Annotated in this window: 21 protein-coding genes and 2 tRNA genes; 16 read left to right on the top strand and 7 right to left on the bottom strand. The window is 50.2% G+C overall.

Annotated features, from left to right (window positions below; all coding sequences use genetic code 11):
• Window positions 1-584 precede the first annotated feature (584 nt).
• Window positions 585-749, bottom strand: a complete 165-nt coding sequence (locus EHW58_RS15660; RefSeq protein ID WP_172970019.1) for a hypothetical protein — start codon at window positions 747-749, stop codon at window positions 585-587.
• Window positions 750-1,565: 816 nt separating this feature from the next.
• Between EHW58_RS15660 and EHW58_RS07460 the strand changes: the two genes are divergently transcribed.
• Window positions 1,566-2,138, top strand: coding sequence for an LON peptidase substrate-binding domain-containing protein (locus EHW58_RS07460; RefSeq protein WP_077578076.1), 573 nt, complete (start codon window positions 1,566-1,568; stop codon window positions 2,136-2,138).
• Between the two features lie 206 nt (window positions 2,139-2,344).
• On the top strand, window positions 2,345-3,277 hold the full coding sequence (gene yvcK, locus EHW58_RS07455) for a uridine diphosphate-N-acetylglucosamine-binding protein YvcK (RefSeq protein WP_152795706.1): 933 nt from the start codon (window positions 2,345-2,347) through the stop codon (window positions 3,275-3,277).
• Here yvcK and EHW58_RS07450 read toward each other — a convergent pair.
• The 3 genes from EHW58_RS07450 to uvrB form a co-directional block, all read right to left on the bottom strand.
• A complete protein-coding gene (locus EHW58_RS07450) occupies window positions 3,209-3,568 on the bottom strand; it encodes an Hpt domain-containing protein (RefSeq protein ID WP_046075318.1) in 360 nt (119 codons plus the stop codon). The two genes, yvcK and EHW58_RS07450, sit on opposite strands and share 69 nt — an antisense overlap.
• A 13-nt stretch (window positions 3,569-3,581) precedes the next feature.
• On the bottom strand, window positions 3,582-5,030 hold the full coding sequence (gene luxO, locus EHW58_RS07445; RefSeq protein WP_227486512.1) for a quorum-sensing sigma-54 dependent transcriptional regulator LuxO: 1,449 nt from the start codon (window positions 5,028-5,030) through the stop codon (window positions 3,582-3,584).
• Window positions 5,031-5,336: 306 nt separating this feature from the next.
• Window positions 5,337-7,364: an excinuclease ABC subunit UvrB gene (uvrB, locus tag EHW58_RS07440; protein WP_046075316.1), complete on the bottom strand. Its 2,028-nt coding sequence runs from the start codon at window positions 7,362-7,364 to the stop codon at window positions 5,337-5,339.
• 828 nt (window positions 7,365-8,192) lie between these two features.
• Here uvrB and EHW58_RS07435 point away from each other — a divergent pair.
• The 10 genes from EHW58_RS07435 to gloA all read left to right on the top strand — a co-directional run bounded on the left by EHW58_RS07435 (window position 8,193) and on the right by gloA (window position 15,874).
• Window positions 8,193-8,268: transfer RNA gene (locus EHW58_RS07435), tRNA-Asn, on the top strand.
• A gap of 155 nt (window positions 8,269-8,423) precedes the next feature.
• A tRNA-Asn gene (locus EHW58_RS07430) sits at window positions 8,424-8,499 on the top strand.
• Between the two features lie 233 nt (window positions 8,500-8,732).
• Window positions 8,733-9,317 (top strand): electron transport complex subunit RsxA, encoded by a 585-nt coding sequence (rsxA, locus tag EHW58_RS07425; protein ID WP_046075315.1) that lies wholly within the window; start codon window positions 8,733-8,735, stop codon window positions 9,315-9,317.
• Window positions 9,314-9,889, top strand: coding sequence for an electron transport complex subunit RsxB (gene rsxB / locus EHW58_RS07420; protein ID WP_046075314.1), 576 nt, complete (start codon window positions 9,314-9,316; stop codon window positions 9,887-9,889). The genes rsxA and rsxB overlap by 4 nt, the downstream gene beginning before the upstream one ends.
• Window positions 9,889-12,339 (top strand): electron transport complex subunit RsxC, encoded by a 2,451-nt coding sequence (rsxC, locus tag EHW58_RS07415; protein WP_152795704.1) that lies wholly within the window; start codon window positions 9,889-9,891, stop codon window positions 12,337-12,339. The genes rsxB and rsxC overlap by 1 nt, the downstream gene beginning before the upstream one ends.
• A gap of 5 nt (window positions 12,340-12,344) precedes the next feature.
• Window positions 12,345-13,424: an electron transport complex subunit RsxD gene (gene rsxD / locus EHW58_RS07410; protein WP_172970020.1), complete on the top strand. Its 1,080-nt coding sequence runs from the start codon at window positions 12,345-12,347 to the stop codon at window positions 13,422-13,424.
• Entirely contained in the window at window positions 13,421-14,059 is a 639-nt protein-coding gene (gene rsxG, locus EHW58_RS07405) for an electron transport complex subunit RsxG (RefSeq protein ID WP_152795702.1), read from the top strand. Before rsxD ends, rsxG begins: the two co-directional genes overlap by 4 nt.
• Window positions 14,056-14,754, top strand: a complete 699-nt coding sequence (locus EHW58_RS07400) for an electron transport complex subunit E (RefSeq protein WP_152795700.1) — start codon at window positions 14,056-14,058, stop codon at window positions 14,752-14,754. Before rsxG ends, EHW58_RS07400 begins: the two co-directional genes overlap by 4 nt.
• Before the next feature lie 17 nt (window positions 14,755-14,771).
• Window positions 14,772-15,413, top strand: coding sequence for an endonuclease III (nth, locus tag EHW58_RS07395; RefSeq protein ID WP_046075309.1), 642 nt, complete (start codon window positions 14,772-14,774; stop codon window positions 15,411-15,413).
• 44 nt (window positions 15,414-15,457) lie between these two features.
• Window positions 15,458-15,874, top strand: coding sequence for a lactoylglutathione lyase (gene gloA / locus EHW58_RS07390; RefSeq protein WP_046075308.1), 417 nt, complete (start codon window positions 15,458-15,460; stop codon window positions 15,872-15,874).
• Between the two features lie 112 nt (window positions 15,875-15,986).
• Here the strand turns inward: gloA and EHW58_RS07385 are convergent, their stop codons facing one another.
• Window positions 15,987-16,868 carry an OmpA family protein gene (locus EHW58_RS07385; RefSeq protein WP_077606926.1) on the bottom strand — a complete coding sequence of 294 codons (882 nt, stop codon included), beginning with the start codon at window positions 16,866-16,868 and terminating at the stop codon, window positions 15,987-15,989.
• A gap of 233 nt (window positions 16,869-17,101) precedes the next feature.
• Here EHW58_RS07385 and rnt point away from each other — a divergent pair, with 233 nt between their 5' ends.
• The 3 genes from rnt (at window position 17,102) to EHW58_RS07370 (ending at window position 21,211) form a co-directional block, all read left to right on the top strand.
• A complete protein-coding gene (rnt, locus tag EHW58_RS07380) occupies window positions 17,102-17,770 on the top strand; it encodes a ribonuclease T (RefSeq protein WP_046075307.1) in 669 nt (222 codons plus the stop codon).
• Window positions 17,771-18,270: 500 nt separating this feature from the next.
• Window positions 18,271-19,527, top strand: coding sequence for a porin (locus EHW58_RS07375; RefSeq protein WP_152795698.1), 1,257 nt, complete (start codon window positions 18,271-18,273; stop codon window positions 19,525-19,527).
• 361 nt (window positions 19,528-19,888) lie between these two features.
• Window positions 19,889-21,211 (top strand): Na+/H+ antiporter family protein, encoded by a 1,323-nt coding sequence (locus EHW58_RS07370; protein WP_046075305.1) that lies wholly within the window; start codon window positions 19,889-19,891, stop codon window positions 21,209-21,211.
• A 105-nt stretch (window positions 21,212-21,316) separates the two neighbouring features.
• Here the strand turns inward: EHW58_RS07370 and grxD are convergent, their stop codons facing one another.
• Window positions 21,317-21,655: a Grx4 family monothiol glutaredoxin gene (gene grxD / locus EHW58_RS07365; protein WP_046075304.1), complete on the bottom strand. Its 339-nt coding sequence runs from the start codon at window positions 21,653-21,655 to the stop codon at window positions 21,317-21,319.
• A 283-nt stretch (window positions 21,656-21,938) separates the two neighbouring features.
• Here grxD and sodB point away from each other — a divergent pair, with 283 nt between their 5' ends.
• A complete protein-coding gene (sodB, locus tag EHW58_RS07360) occupies window positions 21,939-22,523 on the top strand; it encodes a superoxide dismutase [Fe] (protein WP_046075303.1) in 585 nt (194 codons plus the stop codon).
• A 150-nt stretch (window positions 22,524-22,673) separates the two neighbouring features.
• Here sodB and asd read toward each other — a convergent pair whose 3' ends face one another.
• Complete coding sequence (gene asd, locus EHW58_RS07355) at window positions 22,674-23,795, bottom strand: aspartate-semialdehyde dehydrogenase (RefSeq protein WP_102505349.1); 1,122 nt, start codon at window positions 23,793-23,795, stop codon at window positions 22,674-22,676.
• Window positions 23,796-23,991 lie beyond the last annotated feature (196 nt).

Here is a 23,991-nt window from a genome sequence, read left to right as displayed (position 1 = left end):
GATTAGAGGCAAAACATTACCAAGCAACGCTGTGTTTTGCCATAAATCTGAAGTATTTTGCCATAGAATGAGATTAAAAACTCATCTTTCACTACTTAAAAGTCGCATAAAGGAATTTCAAGCTGGTAAGACGAGGCCGCATTAGCGCTTTATTCACCACAAGAAACAAAATACGGAACAAATTGCTATTTATACTGAATCTGGGGGCATTGGCACTAATGCTGAACTAGCTTGCGGTCGAAAAAACACACAAGCCTCTCTCTATCTTCGCAATCTCAGTGACTTTGACTGCCAATATGCGTCAAATGTTACTTAATTGTAAAGCCGATACTAAACGTTATTTGTCAAAAAAACTCAACAGAAACACATGCACGTGATGTCAGACAGCTATCACGGTCACAAAATCTGAATTGAATAAGCGGTAATGGTGTCTGTCAGAGGAAACGCTCACCGCGAATAGATGCGAGGATCAGGCACGGATGTCGAACGGAGGGAGAACGTAGAAACGGCTGCTTCGGTAGGCTTGAATGGTGATAATGTCGCAACAAAGCCAGCTTCGCAGGCTGGCTTTGTTCTATAAACCACTATTTTTTGGCATCGTCGGGACTAAAAATGGGGCCACTATCGGATGAACGATCATTCGCCTGATCGCGCAGAACACGGTTGTCCTCACGTGCTTTTTCCATTTCTGGCATGACCTCGTTAAGCATTTCTTTGATTTTCTTGTTGCTATAGCGCTTGTGTTTCATTGTGTCCTCCTGAACTCATCAGTATTTGGCACAGTCACTCGCAGAACAACGACCGAGTCCACTCGGCTGTTACGCCAGTACAAACCGCTTGTGCAATTTTTAAGCTACACCCTCATCGTCAATAAAGCAAAATATTGCCGAAAAGGCACGCCAAACATCTTCGCCTCCACAACATCTCGACGTCTCAACCCAGAGCCATAGCGGATATCGGCCCGCTCTTGCCTTAGTTTAATAACATTTGCTGATAATAAGCGGCTGTTTAGACGAAATACCAATATTGACGCTTTTTTAAACAAACGATGTTGTTATTCGGCGCTCTATCCCCCATCATTGTGTTGTTGATGAGCTGTTCCCGATCATCAACCTAATTTTTCTTCCGACAAGAGAGTAAAAAGCAAGACTATGAGACCACAAAGCTCAACCTCGCGCCCTTTATGCGCACGCGTTCGCCATGGTTACAACCCAAATAAAGGAAAAAAACCACAGGTTAACCGCTAACGCGGTGTTGATGTTAAAAACACCTCTTTAATAGCCTCCAAATGGAGGCTATTTTTTTGTCTTTATATCGCGATGCTGACGACGAGTCAGGGCGTAATCCTACTCACGGGCGACCGCAACGCGAGCAAGTTAGCGTTTGCACAATGCGTTATCGCGAGCGGATTTGCGTTGCAAATTGCGAGTTCTCGCCCTCAAGCGCTACGCAATCGCGACATCACCATGCCGAACCGCTGGTATACGGGCGTTTCAAAAAGTAGGCACCCCTTTTGCAATATCTAGATTACTAGACCAACGCCATTGCTTGTCAGGGGGTGTCACATGGGACAATCCACACCAATTTTGTTTAATGATCGTCACATCTTGCCCGGGGGCCGGATACCTCTTCGGATCCCAGCAGGCGACTCGTTAGACACACTCGTATTCGCGTTAAAGCATGGACTCCCTATCGGAGTGTGTATGGCGGAAACACAAGCCCAGCGCTCTCACGTGGATATTGGCACCTTTATAGAAATTGAGGACTATACCCGAAGCCAAGAAGATGGCTGCTTAGTGATCACGGCACGGGGAACCGCACGCTTTGCGATTCATGCGTTTAACCAGCAGCACAACCACATCTTGTTTGCCTCGGTCAACGCATTACCTCGGTGGCCTGATTGCCACGTCGACAAACAAAGCGAGCCTCTCGTGGAGCGCTTACAGTCGATGTTTGAGCGCTACCCTGAACTACAACAAATGCACCGAGAGACCGAGTTCTCCAATTTGGCGTGGTTATGCCAGCGCTGGTTAGAGCTGCTGCCGCTCCCCACCGGGGAAAAACAACAGTTAATGGCGAACAGCTCCTGTGTCGCCACACGGGATTATCTGTTGAGCATGATGCAAGATCCCCATTAAACCGTTTTTATTGCTGCCTTGCTATTTGCCCTTTTTATACATCTGCTTGATTGGGCGAGGTAACGCGACGCGTTACCTCTTTTTTTTGCCTTCACCCTTTGGTCCCACTTTCCTGACTTGCTCACACTTTACTGCTCCGGTAAATACCTAGTCGCTTGAGCTTCAGGTAAACTAGGCACATTGATTTTTTCTCAGGAAACGACGCAATGATCCAACAGGTTTCAGATCAACATTCACAACGTATCGTCGCGATCGGTGGCGGGCATGGTCTGGGGCGCGTCTTATCGGCATTGGGAATATATGGCGAGCAGGTAACAGGCATTGTCACCACAACCGATAATGGGGGATCCACTGGCCGTATCCGTGCATGCCAAGGTGGGATAGCCTGGGGCGACATTCGTAACTGCCTCAACCAATTAATCACCGAGCCCTCGGTCGGCTCCATGCTGTTTGAATATCGCTTTAAAGGGAAAGGTGAGCTGAACGGGCATAATTTAGGCAACCTGATCCTTACGGCACTGGATAACCTCTCAGTCCGTCCGCTTGAAGCCATCCAACTTATTCGCGATCTGCTAGATATCCGCCCTAATTTACTGCCGATGTCCGAGCACCCTGCTGAGCTTGCCGCGTTAACGCCAGAGGGTGAGACGGTGTCGGGGGAAACACACATTGATGAGCTAAGCGCTCCCCCGACGCGTCTCTTTTTGTCCCCAACCGTCCCCGCGACCCGCGAAGCCATTGAGGCTATCGAGCAGGCTGACTTGATTTTGCTCGGCCCTGGCAGTTTTTTAACCAGTGTAATGCCGCCGCTGCTCGTCCCCGAACTCAGTCGTGCGTTGAAACATACACAGGCTAAACTGGCGTTTATTAGAAACCTTGGCAAGGAAATCGGGCCGGCGGGTGACATGTCATTAGCCACTATGCTTGCTTGGTGCGAGCGTGCAATGGGTGGGAAAGAAATCGACATTGTGATCGGAGAACAAAATGCGTCGCAGCTCGCCACATGTTACCAACAAAAAGAGGCCAGCTTGGCCTCCTCAAATCATCATTGGCGTCATGACAGGGATAAACTACGTCAAGCTGTTGATGAAGTTTTGCTCGACGGCCATTTCTCGGTAGGTAGAGGCCGTTCCTCGTAACATCTCGGTCAGCTCATCTAAATGATGTGTCATCCACTCCTGTTGCCCTTGCTTGACGCGTGATTCACACTCACGCGCCATCTCGGCCAGATCATCCGCACCAAAACTGGCAGCACTGCTTTTGATCGCATGGCTGATCTCACGAACTTGCTCGATCGATGGCGAACCAGACAATTGAGAATGGTATTGCGATAGCTCGTCGCTAAATACAGTGAGCAAAACCGTCACCGTATCCTCGCCTACTTCTGATTTCAGTCGACGTAATGTTTCAGTATTTACTGTGGTGGCCATACATCCATTCCTATCATTCATGCGCCGCAGATTTTTGCCAAGCTTGTAGTTTTCGGTACAAGGTTGAAGGGCTAACTTCAAGTAACCCCGCCGCTTGCGGGATATTGCCATTACACACGTCGATCGCGACTTCAATAGCACGTTTTTCCGTTTTCCATAATGGTTCTATATCGGCTTTCATCACCGCTGGCGATGCTGGCTTGACGGGCTCGTGAGTTGCTGATGCGCTGTTCGCCGCTTCCGATCGCGTGTTATCCCCTGTAGATGCAATTTCAGCACCAGAAACGCGAGCGACTGGCGATGGTAGCATCTCTTTGCTGACTTCTTCGCCGTTATGCAACACCACTATGTTACGGATCACGTTTTGCAGCTGCCGAACATTGCCTGGCCAGTCGTATCGAAGGAGCTGAGTGGTCACTTCGTCACTAAAACGACAAAAATCTTTGCCTTCTTCAGCGGAAAACAGCGCGAGTAAGGCGTTGGCAATGGCAATCACATCGTCTCCACGCTCTCTTAAAGGCGGCAACTCGAGTGGAATAACGTGCAAGCGGTAGTAGAGATCTTCCCGGAATTTCCCCTGCTGTACTTGGAGCCAGGGATCGCGGTTAGTGGCACAGACAAACCGGACATCCACCGACTTCACTTGCGAGGAGCCGACTTTTTGAAAACTCCCCGTTTGAATGAAACGTAGCAGTTTGGATTGCAAATCCATGTCCATTTCGCAAATTTCATCCAAGAACAAGGTGCCACCATTGGCCATTTCTGCGGCCCCTTCACGCTCGGACGCAGCGCCAGTAAAGGCTCCTTTCACATGACCAAATAACTCACTTTCAATCAAATCTTTCGGGATAGCCGCGCAATTCAGTGCAATAATTGGCTTGTTACTTCGCGTACTGGCAGCATGAATCGCTTCTGCGCATACCTCTTTACCGGTCCCGCTTTCACCGGTAATAAACACCGTGGCTTTACTGGGCGCAGCCGATTCGATCACACGGTACACCGCCTGCATCGGCAGACTGCGACCAATAAACCCGTGGTATTCACTTTCCTGTTTAGTCGCTTTCCCCGGATGACTCGGCTTGGGTTTGAGCGACTTATTGACGGTGACACGCAACTGATCGGCTTCACAAGGCTTGATCAAAAAGTCATTGGCACCATGACGCATGGCATCGACAGCGGCATCAATCGAGCCATGAGCGGTCATAATAATCACGGGTAAATCGGGCGCGACTGCGCGCACTTTGGCAAGCACATCAATGCCCGACATATCCGGCAGGCGTAGATCTAAGATCATCAGTGCTAACTGATCGCCTTCTTGCTCGAAAAAAGCCATCGCATCCTGACCCGTCCCTACAATGGTGACATCCACATCTAAGGGGTTAAGGTAGGATTTATATAACGCCGCCACCGACGCCGTATCTTCCACCATCAATATTCGTTTACTGGGTGATAGTGCTGGCATGTATCCTCCAAGAATCGCATCGCGGCGTGTAGCGATAACTCACTCAGTTGCACGAGCGTATGCGAAATGCGTTGCATTATGCAATTGTGCCCTCATTGTAGCTGGGCGAGTCCGTTAAAACCACACGTTTTGTCGATGTAATGGCTATCTTTTATTTTTGGCACGCCAAATGCATCCATTCCAGTGATCCTCAGGGGTCACCTAGCCAACTGACGTTGTTTGTGAGTTTTCACTCACTGAAACACTGTAGCCAACCTGTCATTTAGGTTGGCTTTTTTTTACTTCACGCGGTGCTTTTTCATCCCATTAGCTGTTTACAATAAACTGCTCGCGCAGCGCTTGTAACTGATCTCGCAATTGTGCCGCGGTTTCAAACTCAAGGTTCTGCGCTGCCTCAAACATCTGACTTTCCAGTTTTTTGATTTCAGCATCAATTTGTTGTGGTGACTTCAACGCATAGTCCGCATCAGGCTCGGCAACGGCACGCAACGATTTGACTGCTGGTTTCGCGCTTTTACCCCGTTTACCCGTGCCTATCTCCATCACGTCCATCACTTTCTTATTCAGTTTCTGTGGCGTGATACCATGCGCCTCATTATGTGCAATTTGCTTCGCCCGGCGTCGCTCCGTTTCATCAATGGCGCGTTTCATCGACTTGGTGATCGAATCGCCATATAAAATCGCTTTACCGTGAAGGTTACGTGCTGCACGGCCAATGGTTTGAATTAATGAACGTTCAGAGCGCAAAAAGCCTTCTTTATCCGCATCCAAAATCGCGACCAAAGACACCTCAGGCATGTCTAACCCTTCACGAAGCAAGTTAATCCCGACCAAGACATCAAACTCACCAAGACGGAGATCCCGAATAATTTCCATGCGCTCCACCGTATCAATATCAGAATGAAGGTAACGCACTCGCACATCATGCTCTTGCATGTATTCGGTTAAGTCTTCTGCCATACGCTTGGTCAAGGTCGTCACCAGCACGCGCTCGTCTCGCTCACGACGAGCACGCACCTCAGAGAGCAAGTCATCCACTTGAGTCGCGACCGGACGCACTTCTATTTCAGGATCGATAAGCCCCGTTGGACGCACCACTTGATCAATGATATCCGCGCCCGATTTCTCAGCTTCATAGTTACCCGGCGTGGCGGAAACATACACGGTTTGTGGCGCGAGTGCCTCAAACTCATCAAATTTTAGCGGTCGGTTATCCAACGCTGAAGGCAGCCGAAACCCATAGTCCACCAAGGTCTCTTTACGCGAGCGATCGCCTTTGTACATGGCACCAATTTGCGACACCGTGACGTGCGACTCGTCGATGATCAACAGTCCATCGGCGGGTAAATAATCAAACAAGGTCGGTGGTGGTTCGCCTTCTGCACGACCACTCAAATAACGCGAGTAGTTTTCGATACCCGAGCAATAGCCCAGCTCATTCATCATCTCAATATCAAACTGCGTTCGCTGTGTGATGCGCTGCTCTTCCAGCAGTTTATTATGCTCAAGCAGTGTTTTTTTACGTGCCGATAGCTCCGTTTTTATCTGCTCCACTGCTTCGAGAATACGCTCTCGTGGGGTGACATAGTGCGTCTTAGGGTAGATGGTGCAACGAGGCATGTCTTTGACACTCACCTGCCCCGTTAAGGGATCAAATACGCTGATGGTTTCCACCTCGTCGTCAAACAGCTCCACCCGTATGGCATCTTTGTCCGATTCAGCCGGAAAGATATCGATGACTTCACCGCGAACGCGAAAAGTTCCGCGCTCAAAGGCCATATCATTGCGGGTGTATTGCAACTCAGCGAGGCGTTGTAAAATGGTACGCTGGTCTAAAAAGTCACCGCGGCGAATGTGAAGCATCATTTTTAAATACGAATCAGGGTCACCCAAGCCGTAAATAGCAGAGACCGACGCCACAATCACCACATCACGGCGTTCCATCAACGCTTTTGTCGCCGACAAACGCATCTGCTCAACGTGATCATTAATCGACGCATCTTTTTCTATGAAGGTGTCTGTCGAAGGCACATATGCCTCTGGTTGATAATAATCGTAGTAAGAAACAAAGTACTCCACCGCATTGTCAGGGAAAAACTCGCGCATCTCCCCATAAAGCTGCGCCGCCAATGTTTTATTGGGAGCCAATATCATCGTCGGACGATTAAGTTCAGCAATGACATTGGCCATGGTGAACGTTTTTCCCGACCCTGTTACCCCCAGCAGCGTTTGGTGGGCAAGACCGGCCTCTAACCCTTCACACAGGCGGTGGATGGCCTCAGGCTGATCACCTGATGGTTTAAAAGCAGAATGCAGCGTAAATGTTTTACTCATGAACCTATCCTGTTTGGGGCTGACCACGATGTCCAGCTTGGGGCGCTAACGCGAAAAGTCTATTGTCCTGACTCGCCCTGCGGAGTCAACGATTGCGGTTAACTACTGATAAACTGCCAATTGCGATCTTTTTCGTCTTGGACGCTTGATCTCATGAAGGTGTCTAGGTAACCTATCGTTCCTCTTTTGGTATGCAGCCATTGCAGCCAGCTTGTCCAAGCGAAAACAAAGCTCTAAGCAAAGACAGCTCTGAGCGAAGACGAGCTCTAAGCTAGAACAAAGCACTAAACGCATCGAGCACGAAGCAAATCAAGTGCAAAGCGCATAGAGTGCAATAAAGATAAAGCCTCTAAATCATGCGTTTTCGCGCGTATTTCTGCTGAATATCCTCTCTTATCACTTTTTTATCCCCGATACTCAAGGGTTGAACAAATAGCGACCTGTGCATAATCCACGATCTTTTTTTTCAAACTGATTGTGTTTAAAAAAAAGCACAAACACTAAAAATCAATACCTTACAGTCATTCCCATGCCGACAATGGCTGCGTCAAGCTGGTATAAAATCAGTCACATAATCAGTTGATCAAGATCCACACACATGGTTATCCACAGAATCTGTGGGTAACCGCTGAGAGCCCTTTCATAACCGGCCGTGTAAAAAGTCAAGAAAAGAATAGCCTCTATGCTCAATCACTCGCCACTATGATGCTTTTATCAGCGTCGCTGGCTAGCTTTTCAGCAGTCGATTGAAAAGACAGATTTTATTGCTTTTCATCAGTTGACACCTTTCGAGGTGCTCGCTAACATTCGCCCCGTTCTCAAGGCAATTCCCCCTTAGTTCAGTTGGTAGAACGGCGGACTGTTAATCCGTATGTCGCAGGTTCGAATCCCGCAGGGGGAGCCACTATCTTGAGATAAGATAGACATTGCAAAAGTGAGCACCCGTTCTGCTGCGCAGAATATGTCGCAGGACTAGGCGTCCATTACATGGCGTCCCCGTCCAATCCCGCAGGGGGAGCCACTATCTTGAGACATCACAGAACACAATAGCGACACGATTCCCCCATAGTTCAGTTGGTAGAACGGCGGACTGTTAATCCGTATGTCACTGGTTCGAGTCCAGTTGGGGGAGCCAATTCTATGTCTCTCTTCTCCTTGACCTATCCTACTTTCTCCGTGATCTCATCACACACTCTTACCGTGATCGAACACGCTATGCTGCCACTACCCCTAGAATAAGGTGCGCGCGTAAAGCGTTACTAACAGCTTACAGCGAACCAAGCAAAAACCCTGCTTGATGGCGGTTGTTATAGCCGCCTCAAAGGTCGATAATAGGCAGATCACAAAAACATTAAATGATTAAACAGCATGGCTGAGTATTTGTTGCTACTGGTGGGCACAGTATTGGTCAATAACTTCGTACTGGTGGAGTTTTTGGGCTTGTGTCCATTCATGGGCGTATCAAAAAAACTGGAAACAGCAATTGGGATGGGGCTTGCCACAACCTTCGTGTTGACCTTGGCATCAGTGAGCTCGTATCTGGTTGAAACCTATATTCTTATCCCACTTGATCTCGGATACCTGCGCACACTGAGCTTTATCTTAGTGATTGCCGTGGTGGTGCAGTTTACGGAAATGGTGGTGCATAAGACCAGTCCAACACTGCACCGACTATTGGGCGTATTCCTACCTTTGATTACCTCAAACTGTGCGGTACTCGGGGTGGCCTTGCTCAATGTGAAACAACAGCACAGCTTTATCGAATCGATTATTTACGGTTTTGGGGCGGCCTGTGGTTTCTCGCTGGTTCTCGTTTTATTCGCTGCAATGCGCGAGCGTATTGCAGCCGCTGACGTACCCGCGCCTTTCAAAGGCGCGTCAGTGGCAATGATTACCGCAGGATTAATGTCGCTCGCCTTTATGGGCTTTACAGGACTGGTGACTTTATCATGAGTGGAATAGTGATAGCGGTGGTTGTGCTTGCCGCGCTCGCCGCCATATTCGGTGCAATCCTAGGTTTCGCCTCGATTCGTTTTAAGGTGGAGGCGGATCCGATTGTCGATCAAATTGATGCCATTCTGCCGCAAACGCAATGTGGCCAATGCGGTTACCCTGGCTGTCGCCCCTATGCCGAAGCCATTGCCAATGGTGACGAGATTAACAAGTGTCCGCCAGGTGGCCAGCAAACGATTGAAAATTTGGCTGATTTGATGGGCGTCGAAGCGACCGAACTCGCCCACGATGAAGAAAAAAGTATCAAAACCGTTGCCTTCATTCATGAAGAAGATTGCATCGGCTGCACCAAGTGCATTCAGGCCTGTCCGGTCGATGCGATTGTCGGCAGTACCAAAGCGATGCATACCGTGATCGAGCAAGATTGTACTGGGTGTGATTTATGTGTTGCCCCCTGTCCGACCGACTGTATTGAAATGATCCCCGTTCAGGACACCCCTGAAACCTGGAAATGGAAGCTTGAACAAATTCCCGTTGTAGATGTCACTGAGAGTCAGAGAGCACGCGCCTGATGGACAGCCTTATAGAACAAATAAAACATGGCCAGATCTGGGATTTCCATGGCGGCATTCACCCGCCTGAGCATAAAACTCAGTCGAATCACGGCGCCATTTTAGAAAAGATACTCCCTACCGAGCTGGTTATCCCGCTAAAGCAACATATTGGCAGCAAGGGAAAATTATGCGTGAGCCAGGGCGATCGGGTATTCGCGGGGCAAGCCCTCACTGAGACGGATATTCAACAATGTGTGCCGGTACATGCGCCGACATCGGGCACCGTGATTGCCATCGAAGATAGAACCATCGCGCATCCTTCAGGCTTGTCCGACCGTTGCGTGGTGATTCAGCCCGATGGAAAAGATGAGTGGGGACCTAAACCTGCCCTACCGGCTTATCAAACCCAGCCGCCAGAGCAATTGATCGATCATATCCGCTCTATGGGCATTGCTGGAATGGGAGGCGCTGGCTTTCCAACCGCAAGAAAACTGCAAAGTGGCTTGGCGCGTACTGAAGTACTTATCATCAACGCCGCAGAATGTGAGCCTTATATCACCGCCGACGATCGGCTGATGCAAGATTGCGCCGATGAAATCATCGCAGGGGTACAAATTCTTAATCACATTGTTAAGCCTAAGCTGACCGTGATTGGCATTGAAGATAATAAGCCAGAGGCTATCGCTGCGCTTAAAGCAGCGGTGAAAGCCGTCGATGAGGACATACTCATCCAGGTAGTACCTACCAAGTACCCATCTGGCGGTGAAAAGCAGCTGATTCAAATCATTACCGGCAAAGAAGTCCCAGCCAAAGCCTTTCCCGCCAGTATTGGTGTGCTTATGCAAAACATCGGGACCACTTATGCGATCAAACGCGCCGTGCTAGATGGCGAGCCGCTGATCAAGCGTGTGGTTACTTTGACAGGGAAAACACTCAAAACCCAGCAGAACCGGTGGGCACTACTTGGTACGCCAATTGGCGAATTGTTGGCGCATCATGGTTACAAGGCTGAGAAAAAACTGTCTCGGGTGATTATTGGTGGCCCGATGATGGGCTTTACCGTCCCACATACACAAGTGCCTGTGACTAAAACCACTAACTGTGTACTGGTGCCAACGCGCAAGGAAATTGCGCCTGCCAAGCAAGAGATGGCCTGCATTCGTTGCAGTGCCTGTGCCGATGTTTGTCCCGCTCACCTGTTGCCCCAACAATTGCAGTGGTATGCCAAAGATCAGGACTACGACAAGTGCCAAGACTATGATCTCTTCGATTGTATTGAATGCGGCGCCTGTGCCTATGTGTGTCCGAGTGAGATCCCACTGGTGCAATACTACCGCCAGGCCAAAGCAGAAATTCGTGAAATTGAAGCGGAAAAAGAAGCCGCGGAGCGCGCACGTCAGCGTTTTGAAGCCAAAAAAGCGCGAATGGAACGTGAAAAACAGGAACGAGAAGAAAAACATCGCAAAGCGGCCGAGCGTCGCAAGCAAGCGGCGCAACAAAACACTGGCTCGGGTGATGCCCTTAACGCTGCGGTAGAGCGCGTGAAGGCGAAAAAAGCCGCGCAATCGGCATCGAGTGATGTCAAACCTGCTGTTGCGGCGGCGATCGCACGGGCCAAAGCGAAACAAGCCGAAGCGGCAAAAACCGGCAGTGATGAGCCAGACAACAGTGAAATGATGAAATTGCGCGAAGAGCGTAAGCGTCAAGCGCGAGAGCGTAAGGCGGCCAAAGAGGCGCAAAAAGCTTCAGCAGCTGCTGATTCACAGGCAACATCCGACAGCACCGAGAGTCAAGACGGCAAGAAAGACGCAGTCGCCGCAGCCGTTGCCCGTGCCAAAGCACGCAAAGCGGCTCAGCAAAACGATGCCAAGGCAGAGCCAACACCCGCGGCCGAGCAATCATCCGCCGCAGAAAACACGACGGCACAAACGGATGACGCTGGCGATAAAAAAGCGGCTGTCGCCGCCGCCGTTGCCCGTGCCAAAGCACGTAAAGCCGCTCAGCAAAGCGATGCCAAGGCAGAGCCAACACCCGCGGCCGAGCAATCATCCGCCGCAGAAAACACGACGGCACAAGCGGATGATGCTGGCGATAAAAAAGCGGCTGTCGCCGCCGCCGTTGCCCGTGCCAAAGCACGTAAAGCGGCCCAGCAAGGCGATGCCAAGGCAGAGCCAACACCGGCGGCCGAGCAATCATCCGCCGCAGAAAACACGACGGCACAAACGGATGACGCTGGCGATAAAAAAGCCGCAGTCGCCGCCGCGGTTGCCCGTGCCAAAGCACGTAAAGCGGCCCAGCAAGGCGACACCAAGGCACAACCTGAGACGGCTGCCGATACGCCATCCGACGCTGCAGACACCGCGACTGCAACCGACGAAGCGAACGACAAAAAAGCCGCTGTCGCAGCCGCCGTCGCGCGTGCTAAGGCGCGTAAAGCCGCACAACAATCACAAGAAGATAAGGAATAACCCACGTGGCGTTTTTCATTGCAAGTTCACCACACGCCCACAACAAACGTTCCACCAGCCATATTATGCTGACGGTGCTTCTCTGTGCCCTGCCCGGTTTGGCCGCACAGTGGTATTTCTTCGGCTGGGGCGTGCTGGTTCAATTAACCTTGGCGGTAATCACGGCATGGTCAACCGAAGCATTGGTCATGCGATTACGTCATCGCCCCGTGATGGCTTACCTTCGCGATAATAGCGCCCTACTCACAGCGTTTTTATTGGCCGTCGCGATCCCACCGATGGCGCCTTGGTGGGTGATCGTCATTGGTACCGCGTTTTCTATTATTGTTGCCAAGCATATCTATGGCGGATTAGGACAGAACCTCTTCAATCCAGCCATGGTTGGCTATGTGGTACTCCTCATCGCTTTTCCGGTGCAAATGACCACCTGGTTACCGCCCGAGAGTCTCGCCACCCATAGTTTGACCATTACCGATACCCTCGCGGCGATTTTTGGCGGCTATACCTTAGATGGTTTTAGTGTCAACCAATTGCGTATGACCGTGGATGGCGCCACCATGGCGACGCCTCTGGATACCATTAAAACTGCGCTCGCAGGCGGTCAAACCGTCAGTGAAGCCTTGCAACAGCCCATTTTCTCAGTGCTAGGCGGTAAAGGTTGGGCTTGGGTAAACACGCTTTACCTACTCGGTGGTTTGGTGCTTATCCAACGTGGCATTATCAATTGGCATATTCCTGTCGCGGTACTCGTCGCCTTGTTTGCTTGTTCATTACTCGGCCACTTGGTCGCACCGGATCAACTCGCGTCGCCCCTGATTCATTTGTTGTCTGGCGCGACCATGCTCGGGGCGTTTTTTATCGCCACCGATCCGGTGTCGGCCTCCACCACCGACCGTGGCCGCTTATGGTTTGGTGGCCTGATTGGGGTGTTGGTGTATTTAATCCGCACTTGGGGCGGCTACCCAGATGGTGTCGCGTTTGCGGTGATCATTGCCAACTTGTGCGTTCCATTGATTGATTATTACACCAAACCAAGAACGTATGGGCATGCCACAAACCGTGCGGAGAAGAAGTCAAAGTCATGATTGATACTATAAAAAAACATGGGGGCATTCTCGCAATCGCAGCCCTCTTGTCGACAGCACTGGTGGCGGTCACTCACGCGCTGACCGAAGACACCATTAAAGAGCAGCAGCAAATTCAATTATCAAAGGCGCTCAATCAGGTGATCCCTGAAGACAGGCACGATAATCCGCTGCATCAAAGCTGCCGCCTTATCGAAAATAAGGATGCACTGGGCACCGATGACGCCCAGCCTTTTTATGTTGCCACCCTAGGCGGTGAGGTCATTGCCGTTGCTATTCAAGCTATTGCCCCTAATGGCTACAATGGTGCCATTAAGGTATTAATTGGCATGGATGCGACCAGCCATCAGGTGCTGGGTGTGCGGGTTCTCGAGCATAACGAAACCCCAGGACTGGGAGATAAAGTGAGTTTGCGGGTGTCAGATTGGATCCGTAGCTTTAGCGGCAAAACCGTCACCAGCGAAGACGATGCGCGTTGGGCGGTCAAAAAAGACGGCGGGCAGTTTGATCAGTTTACCGGCGCCACCATTACCCCGCGCGCGGTTGTCGGCGCCGTCAAAAAAGCGGCTTGGTTTGTGAGTCAACACCAAGACGCGCTGATCAACCAACCGGTTAATTGCGGAGGAGCGTCATGAACAGCGCCCACAAAGAGCTAATGAAAAATGGCTTATGGAGTAATAACCCAGCGTTTGTGCAGCTACTAGGTTTGTGCCCACTGTTGGCGGTATCCGCTACCGTCACCAATGCACTTGGCCTTGGGATCGCGACCTTGGCCGTACTCGTCGGCTCCAATTTGATTGTGTCACTGATTAGGGACTGGGTACCCAAAGAAGTGCGCATTCCTATTTTCGTGATGGTGATTGCTTCACTGGTGACCTGCGTGCAACTGGTCATGAACGCGTATGCTTACGGCCTTTATCAATCGCTCGGTATTTTTATCCCATTGATTGTCACCAACTGTATCATCATCGGCCGCGCCGAAGCCTTTGCCTCTAAAAACCCTGTCGGCTTGTCGGTGAGTGATGGTTTTTGGATGGGCACCGGTATGACAGTAGCCTTGGTGATATTAGGGGCTATTCGCGAAATTATCGGCAATGGCACCTTGTTTGATGGTGCCGACCTTTTGCTCGGCGACTGGGCTGCCGCGCTTAGGATTGAGATTTTTCAATTCGACACCAAGTTTCTGTTAGCCATATTACCACCGGGCGCGTTTCTCGCGGTCGGCTTTCTTATCGCGTTGAAGAACATCATTGATACACACCTTGCCAGTAAAACAGAAAAAGACGACAAGCCGGTGATTGAGCGCGCACGGGTGACGGGTAATCAATGATCCACAGGATAGGGTAAATGAATAAAGAAAAACGACGACAAATTCTGGAGCGCCTGCGCGATAACAACCCGAATCCGCAAACGGAGCTCAATTGGTCAACCCCTTTCGAGTTATTGATCGCGGTGTTACTGTCTGCGCAAGCGACCGATGTGAGTGTCAATAAAGCCACCGATAAGCTGTATCCGGTGGCCAATACGCCCGAAGGGCTACTGGCATTGGGCGTGGATGGGGTGAAGTCATATATCAAAAATATTGGCTTATTCAATTCCAAAGCGGAAAACGTGATTAAAACCTGCCGCGCCTTGATTGAACAACACCATGGCGAGGTACCAGAAAGTAGAGAGGCGCTAGAAGCCCTGCCCGGCGTGGGACGCAAAACCGCCAATGTGGTACTCAACACCGCGTTTGGTTGGCCCACTATCGCCGTGGATACCCATATTTTTCGCGTGTCCAATCGTACCAAGTTCGCGATGGGTAAAAACGTCAATGACGTGGAAGAAAAACTGATCAAGGTGGTGCCTAAAGAATTTAAGGTCGATGTGCACCACTGGCTAATTCTGCATGGACGCTACACCTGCCTCGCACGAAAACCTCGCTGTGGCAGTTGTATCATTGAAGATTTATGTGAGTACAAAGAAAAAGTTTATCCAGATAGCTAACGCCGTCAACGGCGAGCACTGGCAAGCCAAAAAGGAGCAACGTCATGTCAAACGGCAGAATTCTACACACCATGATCCGCGTCGGTGATCTAGACCGTGCTATCAAGTTTTATACCGAAGTAATGGGAATGCGTTTGTTACGCACCAATGAAAACGAGCAGTACAAATATAGCTTGGCGTTTGTCGGCTATAGCGATGAATCAGAAGGCGCCGTGATTGAGCTGACCTACAACTGGGGCGAAAGCGAGTACGATCACGGTAACGCCTTTGGCCATATCGCGATCGGTGTGGATGATGTTTACGCGACCTGCGATCAAATTCGTCAAGCGGGCGGCAATATCACCCGCGAGCCAGGCCCTGTCAAAGGCGGTAGTACTGAAATCGCCTTCGTGACTGACCCTGATGGCTACAAATTGGAGCTTATCCAAAACAAAAGTGCCTCTGCGGGGTTGAACGGCTAACACAGCAAGACACGTCACAAAAATAAGCCCGGCATTCGATGCCGGGCTTTTTCGTGCTGTCTATGTTGTATCGGAGGCATACACTGTCTGTGATAACCTCTGTGGCTGTCGCCTATAACAAGGTTCTTCCTAACGAAATCACCACACGGCGGTTTTTACTGCGCCCAATTGGGTCGTCGTTGTCAGCAATCGGACGGCGTTCGCCATAAGCCTCAACGGTAATCCGATCTTCAGGTAAGCCCAGCGAGGTAAAGTAGTCGCGCAATTTCTTCGCTCGTCGCTCTGACATTTGCTGATTGGCTTCACGGGTGCCACGCGCATCAGAGTAGGTCGCCACTAGCACCAAATCGATATCATCGCTGTAACGAACAAACTCGGCTATCTGCGTCAATCGTTGGCGGCTTGCTTTGGTCAACTCATCGCTGTTTTCTTGATAACGCAAGACGGTAAAGGAAATGTCCTCAAACGCATACGGCAATAACTTATTCAGACACCGGCTAAATTCATTATATGGCGAGCCAAATGCCACCGCCGATAACGCCACATCCACCTGTCGCTGCTGACGCTGCCAGTCTTTAAAGCTAAACGTGGGGAATCGTCCCGCCTCTAGCTCGCTCAGCATCGCCCAAGCCGTTTGACCGCCCACATAGCCATCAAATTGTTTGAAGAACTGGAGTTGGTCCATATAGCGTGCCGGCTCTCCGGGCATCCAGTCAGCGGGCATGGAAAGCAGTGACACCTGCGCGGTCTCACCCATAGGCCGCTGCATATCGAGTGAGAAATCGAGATTCATGTCCTTACTGGCTCGTGATGTGAACGATGCTTGCCCGTACCCTGGCACGTCATGCTCTAGACGGCACTCAATGGGCGTATCAATTGTCACGGTCCAGCTCGACTCCCCCAACGATGCCACGTATTGCTTGTTAGCAGACGCCTGGTTGGGCAAAAGAAGAGCAACACATGACACCACCACTGGGATAAAGCGCCATTTCATTAAATCAACAGGACAAAACGCCATTACAGACTCCGTACGTCGCGTGATTCTGTCTTCACGCACAGTTTACTGCTTGAAAGGTTGCGCGAGTCACCGCTGCTGCAGTGACCAAAACATGGCTTAGACACAAACAAATGGTTATAAAGTTATCGACACGTTACACGCCGACTTTAGCTTAACGCCACTATTTGCGATAATCACCCTTTTCTTATTATTCGTAAAGTGACATCAGCATGAGCCAAGCAAGTGATCCAAATAGTCTCAAAGCCCGATTCCGTGGTTATTTCCCTGTCGTTGTCGACGTTGAGACAGCCGGCTTCAATGCCCAAACCGATGCACTGCTAGAGATTTGTGCTGTCACCTTAAAAATGGACGAGCAAGGCTGGCTATCGCCAGACAAAAAGCTGCACTTTCATGTCACCCCGTTTGAGGGCGCTAACCTTGAACCCGCCGCCCTAGAGTTCACCGGTATCCGTGACCCTTATAGCCCACTACGCGGCGCGGTTGATGAAGGCGAGGCCTTGCGGGAAATCTTTAAGCTTATCCGTAAAGAACAAAAAGCAGCGGAATGCCAACGCACCATTATGGTCGCCCACAATGCTAATTTCGATCACAGCTTTGTGATGGCCGCCGCCGAGCGGGCGCAATTAAAACGTAACCCGTTCCATCCTTTCGCCACCTTTGATACCGCCGCCCTGAGCGGACTGGCGCTCGGTCAAACCGTGTTGGCGAAAGCTTGCCAAACGGCGCAAATCCCGTTCGATAATAAAGAGGCGCACAGTGCGCTCTATGATACCGAGCGTACCGCTGAGCTATTCTGTGAAATCGTCAATCGTTGGAAACGCTTGGGCGGTTGGCCCCTGCCTTCCACCTCGGAGAGCACAGCGTCCCCCTCTACCTAATCACGCTGGTGTAAAGACCGTATACGCACAGTCAGGTCGGTAGCAACGCAACCTTTGCGTTGCTACCGACCCTGCATGCTTGACGCCAAACGTGTTCACAAACCACAAAAAGTTCAGCTTATAGTTGTTAACAATTTGTTTGCGGTCACATTTTTGTGATCTTATTTTGGTCTTTATTTCGTTATCAGACTAACCACTATTAAACAGGCACATAAGGAGTGAGCGACAAAAAACGAGTGTGAAAATCACGTTAAATAGGGGCTGAGCATAGGTATAACTCAAATAGAGTATTTACTTAAAACAACTGATAGAAACATTGTCAGCCCAACCAGGTGAAATATTGTGTTACCCGTTTTGAAACCAACCTTTAACAAACGTGAAATTGGTGCCACTATTGAACCTGTAGAACATCCGACCACTTCTCACGCCCACGTAAGATGGGCACTGAAGCGGCGGCCCCAAAGAACAAGAAGCTAATTAACAAAGGAGTGAGGCGCGTTATGTCATCACTATTTAAGAAATCGCTAGTGGCAACCAGTTTATCTTTGTTAGCCGTGCAAGCACACAGTGCCGGCTTCCAAGTATCAGAAACCTCGGTATCCGGTTTGGGGCGTGCTTTTGCCGGTGAAGCCGCTATCGCAGATAATGCCGCAGTGGGCGCACGTAACGCCGCTGCCCTAACCCGTTTTAACACCACCGCTTTCTCGGGCGGCTTAAGCATCATTGACCCAGATGTGCATGCGGATGTGGAGGCAACCTCACCACTCACAACGGACGCAAAAGATATTGCGCCGACTGAGTATGTGCCTAATATTCATATTATTCAGCCGATTGATGACAAATTAGCCGTGGGCTTCTCTGCCTTCTCTAATTTTGGTCTATCCACCGACTATCCAAAAGACTTTTACGCGGGGTCCATTGCAGGGTCAACCGAACTGGTGACCATGAATTTCAACCCGAATATTGCCTACAAGCTTAATGATCAGTGGAGTATTGGTGCGGGGATCAGTGCTATTTATGCTGATGCAGAGCTAAAACGTCAAAAAGGGGCATTGGGAGGAGCATCTGCAACCGATCAGGCGGCAAAACTAACCGGCGATGGTTGGGGTTTTGGCTGGAATCTCGGCACTCTTTGGGAATTGGACGAAAATAACCGTTTTGGTCTCACCTATCGGTCACAAACCGATGTCACGCTTGATGGTAAGTTCACAGATGGCACAGGCACTAAAACAGGCGTCCCGGGCTCAACCGTTGACGGTGAGTTAGAACTTAACCTACCTGAAATCATCGAATTCTCGGGTTTCCATCAGTTAAACCAACAATTCGCCGTCCATTACAGCGCCATGTACACCGGCTGGGATAGCCTAAAAGAGCTTAAAGCAACCGGCTCTCAATGTAGCGATAACACCTGCTTCCAAAAAGACGAAGGTTGGGATAACAGCTGGCGTTATGCGTTAGGCGCCACTTACACCATGGATGAGCATTGGGCATTCCGAGCTGGTTACGCTCACGATGAGAGCCCAGTACCGGCGGAAAAACGTACGTTAAGCATCCCAGACTCTGACCGCCAGTGGTGGAGCTTAGGTGCTACTTATACTGCTAATGAAAACCTTTCTATCGATGCCGGGTTTGCCTTCCTCGATGGTGATCAAGTCGGTGGTACTGAAGCTTTAACTGATTTACAACCATCAGATACTGATTTTTCAGCCGGTGGCGATGCCTACATCTATGGTTTGCAGCTGAACTACTTGTTCTAATCCCGACTGCTTAACCTAAACCCAAGGAGCCGGCCTATTAAGGTCGGCTTTTTTGATCTTATTGTCCCATCCTGAATGACATTAAAAGCGATGGCTGGCCGCTATGATGGAATAACGCGACCAAGCCCCGCACACAGACATGCCGTGAACCCATCCTTGGGGCCGCCGCCGCGCCCTTTTTGCCTACTTTACTGGTCGCGACTTTCAGCAACGCTGACAAGCATGAAAGAAAGTAACCAAAAAAAACCGATTACCCCTCGACACAGACAAAATTTTGCGCAAACTGGGTAGCTTAATTACAAAACCATAGATAATTACTGCAGTGAAGCTGCAGTCACCACACCCATAACAGGAATGTTTAATGAACCCGGTAGTCATTTCAGTCTGCGTCATGCTGGCATTGGCGCTTATGCGTGTAAATGTCGTTGTCGCGCTCACGTTCAGCGCCGTCCTTGGTGGCTTGGTCGGTGGTCTTAGTATTTCCGACACCATTAGTGCCTTTGAGGGCGGACTGGGTGGCGGCGCCACCATTGCCCTGAGCTATGCGATGCTCGGCACCTTTGCGGTCGCTATCAGCCGTTCTGGGATCACGGATGTGCTTGCGCACTCGGTGATCCGCAAGTTAAACGCGCGTCCAACCGATGCCAACACCGCCACCTTTAAATATGTTGTTTTAGTCCTTTTAGGGCTGTTAGCGATTTCGTCGCAAAATGCGATTCCGGTCCACATTGCCTTTATCCCTATCGTGATCCCCCCACTATTGCATGTGTTCCAACGCCTAAAGCTCGACCGTCGTCTGGTCGCCTGTGTACTCACCTTTGGCTTAATCATGCCGTATATGGTGTTACCGGTCGGCTTTGGCGGCATCTTTTTGAACAACATTTTGCTCAAAAACCTCAATGACAATGGCTTAGATGTGGTCGCGAGCCAGGTTCCTACCGCCATGTTATTGCCTGCAGCGGGTATGGTGGTTGGCCTGTTGATCGCCACCTTTATTAGCTACCGTCAGCCGCGCCAATACAGTGAAAAAGACGTCTTGAGCGCTGAGCCGGAAAACCAAGGCATTCAATCGCGCAACTTGTGGGTCGCCGCGATTGCCATTGTCGCCGCATTAAGCGTGCAACTAATGGCAGGCTCAATGATTGTGGGCTCGTTGGCTGGTTTTATGGTGTTTACCTTTGGTGGCGTGATCCGCTGGAAAGACACCCAGGATGTGTTTACCAAAGGGGTGCACATGATGGCGATGATTGGCTTTATCATGATCACCGCCGCGGGCTTTGCTGCCGTCATGAAAGCCACGGGGGGCGTCGAATCCTTGGTCGCGTCCCTATCGGGGTCAATTGGTGAGAACAAGCCGCTTGCAGCCTTTTTAATGTTAGTGGTGGGGCTTTTGGTCACCATGGGGATCGGCTCGTCATTCTCAACCATTCCCATTATTGCCACTATTTATGTCCCCCTCTCACTGGCATTTGGTTTTTCACCGATGGCGACGATTGCCTTGGTAGGCACGGCAGCCGCATTGGGCGACGCGGGCTCGCCGGCATCTGACTCCACCTTGGGTCCCACATCGGGGCTGAATGCCGACGGTCAGCACGAGCATATTTGGGATACTGTGGTACCCACCTTTATTCACTACAACTTGCCATTAATTGCGTTTGGCTGGCTAGCGGCCATGGTGCTCTGAGCGGGTACGCTAAACAAACGTAACGCGCAATGTCAGACATAGATGAATACAAAAAAGCCACGTCCAGGACGTGGCTTTTCAATGTTTGTCACATCAATAACCGCGTTATTCGTTGTCACTCGCATCACGGCGCTCAGCCGCTTCTTTGACCAATGGCTGTAGCTCACCTTTTTGGAACATTTCCAGAATGATGTCACAACCGCCGACCAATTCACCTTCAATCCAAAGCTGAGGGAAGGTCGGCCACTGCGCGTATACAGGCAGCTCTGCGCGGATATCTGGGTTTTGTAAGACATCTACATAAGCAAACTTCTCGCCACACGACATAAGCGCTTGAGAGGCTTGTGAAGAAAAACCACAGCTTGGCAGTTTTGGCGACCCTTTCATGTAAAGCAGAATCGCATTTTCTTCGATTTGCTGCTTGATTTTGTCCGTTGTTTCCATTGCTTCCTCGAACACTGTCTGTGAATCTTGCCTTGATTCTACTGGTTAACAGGCCGGAAAAAAATGCCTAAATCTTTTGTGGGATTAGGCATAAAAATTTTACTGCGATCCTTTTAATAAAGTAAAAACTTGCTAAACTACACTCAGCAAAACGAAAATAGTAGCCACACCCGATGCTTAGGTGGTGAGTTGTTGATGTGCTCATTGATGACAAACGACACGCTTGAGCGGCCGGTGATGGACTACAGGAAGCACTCTCACGATAAAAACGGAGATATAAGCAATGTCATTCCAACTACCTGAACTCCCTTTCGCAAAAGATGCGCTAGAGCCACATATCTCAAAAGAGACGCTGGACTATCACTATGACAAGCACCACAACACCTATGTGGTGAAGCTTAATGGTCTGATTGAAGGCACTGACTTTGAAGGTAAATCACTGGAAGAGATCATCAAAACCTCTTCAGGCGGTGTATTTAACAATGCTGCGCAAGTGTGGAACCACACCTTCTACTGGCACTGCCTAAGCCCTAACGGTGGCGGCGAGCCTACTGGTGACGTTGCAGAGGCAATTACTAAAGCCTTTGGCTCTTTTGACGAGTTTAAAACTCAGTTCACCAACGCCGCGGTCACTAACTTCGGCTCAGGCTGGACGTGGCTGGTGAAAAAAGCAGATGGTTCAGTGGCGATCGTCAACACATCAAACGCTGAAACCCCACTGACTCACGACGGTGAAACGCCACTACTGACCGTGGACGTGTGGGAGCACGCTTACTACATCGACTATCGCAACGTGCGTCCAGACTATCTGGCTGCTTTCTGGAAGTTGGTCAACTGGGACTTTGTTGCGAAAAACTTCGCAGGTTAAGTCAGCTTACGAAAAAGCGTGAAGTTAAGGGGGCGTCTATCGCCTCCTTTTTTATGCACGCTTGATACGCTAGGACTAAGCGATACAGAACATCGGACACAAAAAAGCCGCCAACTCCGTTGACGGCTTAATGTGGCTATTACACGGCCATTAGCCTTGCTCTTTTTCCGACAAGATAATGCGCAACGTACGACGTAGAGGCTCTGCCGCGCCCCACAGCAGCTGGTCACCCACGGTAAAGGCATTAAGGAAATCGTCACCCATCGCCAGTTTACGCAAACGACCCACAGGCACAGACATGGTGCCTGTCACCTTCGCCGGGCTCAGATCCGTCATGGTCACATCGCGTTCATTAGGGACAACACTGACCCAGTCGTTATGAGATGCAATCATGTCTTCAATTTCATCCATTGGCACTGCTTTTTTCAGCTTAATGGTCAATGCCTGGCTATGACAGCGCATCGCTCCCACGCGAACGCACGTACCGTCGATAGGGATTGGGTTATTGTCTAACCCCAAGATTTTATTGGTTTCAACCGAGGCTTTCCACTCTTCCTTGCTCTGACCATTTTCGCGCTTCACGTCAATCCAAGGGATCAGTGAACCGGCAAGCGGCACGCCAAAGTTGTCACTTGGGAAGTCACTCGAGCGCATGGTTTGCGCAACTTTGCGGTCAATGTCCAAGATAGAAGTGGCAGGGCTGGCCAAATCAGTGTTGACAGCATCATTAATCACGCCCATTTGGCTGATCAGCTCGCGCATGTGCTTGGCGCCTGAGCCTGACGCAGCTTGATAAGTCTGGGCGGTCATCCACTCGACTAGGCCATTTTGGTATAGGCCACCCAAGCCCATCAGCATCAAACTCACGGTGCAGTTACCACCAACAAAGGTGCGCGTGCCTTTATGAATTCCCGCTTGGATTTGTTTGAAGTTAATCGGATCCAAGGTGATGATACTATCATCTGCCATTCGTAGTGATGACGCCGCATCAATCCAATAGCCTTTCCAACCTGATTCACGCAGCTTTGCGTAAACATCGTTGGTGTAGTCTCCGCCTTGGCAGGTGATAATAGCATCGAGGGTTTTTAGCATCTCAATGTCGTAAGCGTCTTTTAGCGTGCCCGCATCCTTACCGTAGTTAGGTGCGTCGATACCCACTTGAGAGGTACTAAAAAAGACAGGTTCGATATGGTCGAAATCTTTTTCTTCTACCATACGCTGCATCAGCACAGATCCCACCATGCCACGCCAGCCAACTAAACCTACTCGCATCATAATTTTCACACTCCATGTTGTGTGACCGTCGTATAAAGTTCGACAGTCAGTGAAAAAACGTTTTTGATACTAACACGTCTTTTCTCAGTCGTCAGGTTAGCCCCTTTTTCTGCTCAATTATCCACCATTTCTTAAACATTCCGTCACTGATCCCTTACTTGGTTTAACGTACATACGTCGAAAAACACTGCCC

It is taken from the genome of Salinivibrio sp. VYel1, assembly GCF_009377945.1.
Taxonomy (GTDB): Bacteria; Pseudomonadota; Gammaproteobacteria; order Enterobacterales; family Vibrionaceae; genus Salinivibrio; species Salinivibrio siamensis.
This window is presented reverse-complemented; position numbering and strand designations above follow the sequence as displayed.